Source organism: Actinosynnema sp. NPDC023658 (genome assembly GCF_040639995.1).
Classification (GTDB): domain Bacteria; phylum Actinomycetota; class Actinomycetes; order Mycobacteriales; family Pseudonocardiaceae; genus Actinosynnema.
In genome coordinates this window covers 8,712-11,926 of the sequence record NZ_JBFAAX010000162.1, presented here as the reverse complement: position 1 = coordinate 11,926, position 3,215 = coordinate 8,712, and the positions used below count along the sequence as shown (strand labels likewise).

Genomic DNA, 3,215 nt, shown 5'->3' with positions numbered 1-3,215 from the left:
GGCTCGACCAGCAGCACGTCGGCCCGGTCGGCCCGCCGCACCGCCGCCTGGAGCCCCGCCACGTCGAACGGCCGCACGGTGGTCGCGTAGAGCACGGTCACGTCCGCGTCCCGGGTGGCGGCGAGCACGGTGTCGAGCACCGGCCCGACCGCCACCACCACACCGCGCCTGCCGCGCCGCACCTCGGTGAACCCCTCGACCACCGGGTGCGGCGCGGCGTTGTGCCGCAGCGAGAGCCGGATGTAGACGCGGTCGTCGCCCGCCAGCGCGTCCCGGACGACCGGCCCGACCTCGTCCGGGTGCCCCGGCACGCGCACCGCCCAGCCGGGCAGGGTGTCGAACAGCGCCACGTCGCCGGGCGCCTGGTGCGTGCGGCCCGACGCCGGGTCGTCGTAGGAGCCGCCGATGCCGACCAGCACCCCGCCCACGTCCTGGTGCCCGAAGTCCAGCTTGACCTGCTCGAACGGCCGCTCGACCAGGAACGGCGCGTAGGTGTGCACCACCGGGCGCATCCCGGCCAGCGCCAGCCCCGCCCCCACGCCGACCATGGCCTGCTCGCGGATGCCGACGTTGATCACCCGCTCGTGCGGCGCGAACGCGTCGCGCGAGATCTCGGCCAGCACGACCGCGATCCGCGGGTCGTGCCGCATCGCGTCCTCGACGGTGTCCACGAACACCTGGCGCATCGACCTCATCGCTCCCCCTCACCGATCTCCGCCACCACGACCAACGGCCGGCCGGGGTGGTCCTGCGTGAACGCCCGGTGGAGGGCGTCGTGGTCCCGTCCGTCCACAGTGGACGTCTGCCAGCCCTCGACCTCGAACCGCTTCGCCACCCCGCCGGGCCAGCCGTGCGTGCCGGACGCGTTGTCCACCACCACCGCGACGAGCCGGTCCAGGCCGAGCCGCCCGGCCAGCGCGATCGCCTCGTGGTTGCTGCCCTCGTCCAGCTCCGCGTCACCGACCAGCACGAACGTGCGCGCGGTCCGCCGTTGCAGGCGCAGGCCGAGCGCGGTGCCGACGGCGATCGGCAGGCCGTGCCCCAGCGAGCCGCTGCCGATCTCCACCCCCTTGACCAGCACCCGGTCCGGGTGCAGCCCCAGCGGCGAGTCCCACGCCGTCCAGGTGTCCAACGTGGATGGTTCGAGGTATCCCTTCGCGGCCAGCACGGCGTAGTACGCCATCGGCCCGTGCCCCTTGGACAGCAGGAACCGGTCGCGGTCCGGGTCGTCCACCCGGTCCGGCGAGACGTCCAGCACCCGGTCGTAGAGCACCCACAGCACGTCCAGCGTGGACGCCGCCGCCCACTCGTGCTTCTCGTCCCCCGTCATCCGCCGGAACATCGCGGGCAGCGCCCCGAACCCCGACTTCCCCTTGACCGCCATGGACCTACCCAACAACTTCGACTTAGGTCGAGGTCAACCCATAAGATGCGCACGTGAGCAAGTTGCCGGAGATGTTGACCATCGGTCAGGTGGCCGAGCGCAGCGGCGTGCCGCACACCGCGCTGCGGTTCTACGAGGAACGGGGGCTGATCACCTCCGAGCGCACGGCGGGCAACCAGCGCCGGTACCCGCGGCACGTGCTGCGGCGGTTGGCGTTCATCCGCACCGCGCAGCGGGTCGGGCTGTCGCTGGAGGACGTGCACGCCGCGCTCGCGACGCTGCCGGACAACCGCACGCCGACGAAGTCCGACTGGAGCAGGCTCTCCGCGAGCTGGCAGGTGGAGCTGGACGCCCGGATCGACGCGCTGCGCCGGCTGCGCGACCGGCTGACGTCGTGCATCGGCTGCGGGTGCCTGTCGCTGCGCAGCTGCTTCCTGCACAACTTCGACGACGAGCAGGCCGCGGACGGCCCCGGCGCACCCAAGCTCAAGCCCGCCGTCGAGGGCGGCACCTGAAATCCGGTTGTGCCGCCGTGCTGCACTGGGTTCGTGCAAGAGAAGGACGTGACCCGCTTGTCCAAGCGGATGTCGAAGCACCTCCGCCACGACCCGGGCCGGCTCGGGCTGACCCTGGACCCGGCGGGCTGGGTGGACCTGGACGAGTTCGTGCGCGCACTGGGCGTGAGCCGGGCGCAGGTGCTCGAAGTGGTCGAGCGCAACGACAAGAAGCGGTACGAGGTCGTCGACGGGCGCATCCGGGCCAGCCAGGGGCACACCGTCGCGGTGGAGCTGGACCTGCCCGTCACCGAGCCGCCCGCCGAGCTGTACCACGGGACGGTGGGCCGGTTCCTGCCCGACATCCTCCGGGACGGGCTGCGGCCGATGGCCCGGCACGACGTGCACCTGTCCGCGACCGTCGAGACGGCGGTGCGGGTCGGGTCACGCCGGGGGAAGCCGGTGGTGCTCGTGGTCGACGCCGCGGCGATGGCCGCCGACGGGCACGAGTTCCGGGTGAGCGCGAACGGCGTGTGGCTGGCTCCCGCCGTGCCGCCTAACTACCTGCGAGAACTCGTCTCGTGAGCCAGTCGAGGCCCGCGACCACCTCGTCCGGGCCGAGGCCGCGCACCTGTCTTTGGTACTGGTAGACCTCGGGGGCCAGCGGCGCCATCAGGGCGTCCACCACGGCCGCCGGCGCACCGTCCACCAGCGAGGCCACGTGCCGCCGCCAGAACCCGTAGGCGCCCGCCCGGAACCGCGCCCGGCCCGTCTCCGCGCCGAGCACCAGGTGCAGGTGCCGTTCCAGCAGGCCGACCATCGTCCGGTAGAACGCGGCCAGCCGCTCGTCCGGCGGCGCTCCCGGGCCCAGCGGCGGCGGGCCGGTGAGGATGCGCTCCTGGATGCCGGACTCGTGCTCGTCCAGCAGCGCCTGCGCGATCGACGTCGTGTCCGGGTAGCGCCGGTAGAGCGTCGCCCGACCCACGCCCGCGGCCCGCGCGATGTCCTCCATCGTCACGCCGACCGAGCCACCGGCGGCGGCGAACACCTCTTCCGCGGCGGCGAGCACGCGAGCCCGGTTGCGTGCGGCGTCGGCCCGCTCCCGAGGGCGACCGACGGTGATGGTGGCCTGAGCCGGTGACGACATGTGACCAACCATACGCAGACAGCCAAGTCGGCCGTCCCGAACGGCCGCCGACGCGCCCGAGCGTTCACTTCGAACACCCTGGACGTAGGACACGCGTGACCTGGACGTAGGACACGCGTGACCTGGACGTAGACGGCGGCTCTGGTGGGGCGGGACGGGTCGATCGACTGGCTGTGCATGCCGCGGTTCG

General features: G+C 73.0%; 5 protein-coding genes. 2 read left to right on the top strand and 3 right to left on the bottom strand.

Annotated elements, in window-relative coordinates:
• Nucleotides 1–695 (bottom strand): transketolase (locus AB0G02_RS18605; RefSeq protein WP_360795658.1); only part of this gene is annotated, 695 nt, incomplete at its 3' end.
• Nucleotides 692–1,384, bottom strand: a complete 693-nt coding sequence (locus AB0G02_RS18600; RefSeq protein ID WP_360795655.1) for a transketolase — start codon at nt 1,382–1,384, stop codon at nt 692–694. The genes AB0G02_RS18600 and AB0G02_RS18605, both read right to left, overlap by 4 nt.
• A 53-nt stretch (nt 1,385–1,437) precedes the next feature.
• Between AB0G02_RS18600 and soxR the strand changes: the two genes are divergently transcribed.
• Both soxR and AB0G02_RS18590 read left to right on the top strand, forming a co-directional pair.
• Entirely contained in the window at nt 1,438–1,899 is a 462-nt protein-coding gene (soxR, locus tag AB0G02_RS18595) for a redox-sensitive transcriptional activator SoxR (protein ID WP_360795652.1), read from the top strand.
• 33 nt (nt 1,900–1,932) lie between these two features.
• Complete coding sequence (locus tag AB0G02_RS18590) at nt 1,933–2,463, top strand: RNA 2'-phosphotransferase (protein ID WP_360795649.1); 531 nt, start codon at nt 1,933–1,935, stop codon at nt 2,461–2,463.
• On the opposite strand, the gene AB0G02_RS18585 is transcribed toward AB0G02_RS18590, so the two are convergent.
• Nucleotides 2,435–3,025: a TetR/AcrR family transcriptional regulator gene (locus tag AB0G02_RS18585; RefSeq protein WP_360795646.1), complete on the bottom strand. Its 591-nt coding sequence runs from the start codon at nt 3,023–3,025 to the stop codon at nt 2,435–2,437. The genes AB0G02_RS18590 and AB0G02_RS18585 overlap by 29 nt on opposite strands.
• Between the last annotated feature and the right edge of the window lie 190 nt (nt 3,026–3,215).

Excerpts from the sequence above, each read along its gene's own strand:
- AB0G02_RS18600 (WP_360795655.1), bottom strand. The coding sequence starts at position 1,384 with ATGGCGGTCAAGGGGAAGTCGGGGTTCGGGGCGCTGCCCGCGATGTTC.
- AB0G02_RS18585 (WP_360795646.1), bottom strand. The coding sequence starts at position 3,025 with ATGTCGTCACCGGCTCAGGCCACCATCACCGTCGGTCGCCCTCGGGAG.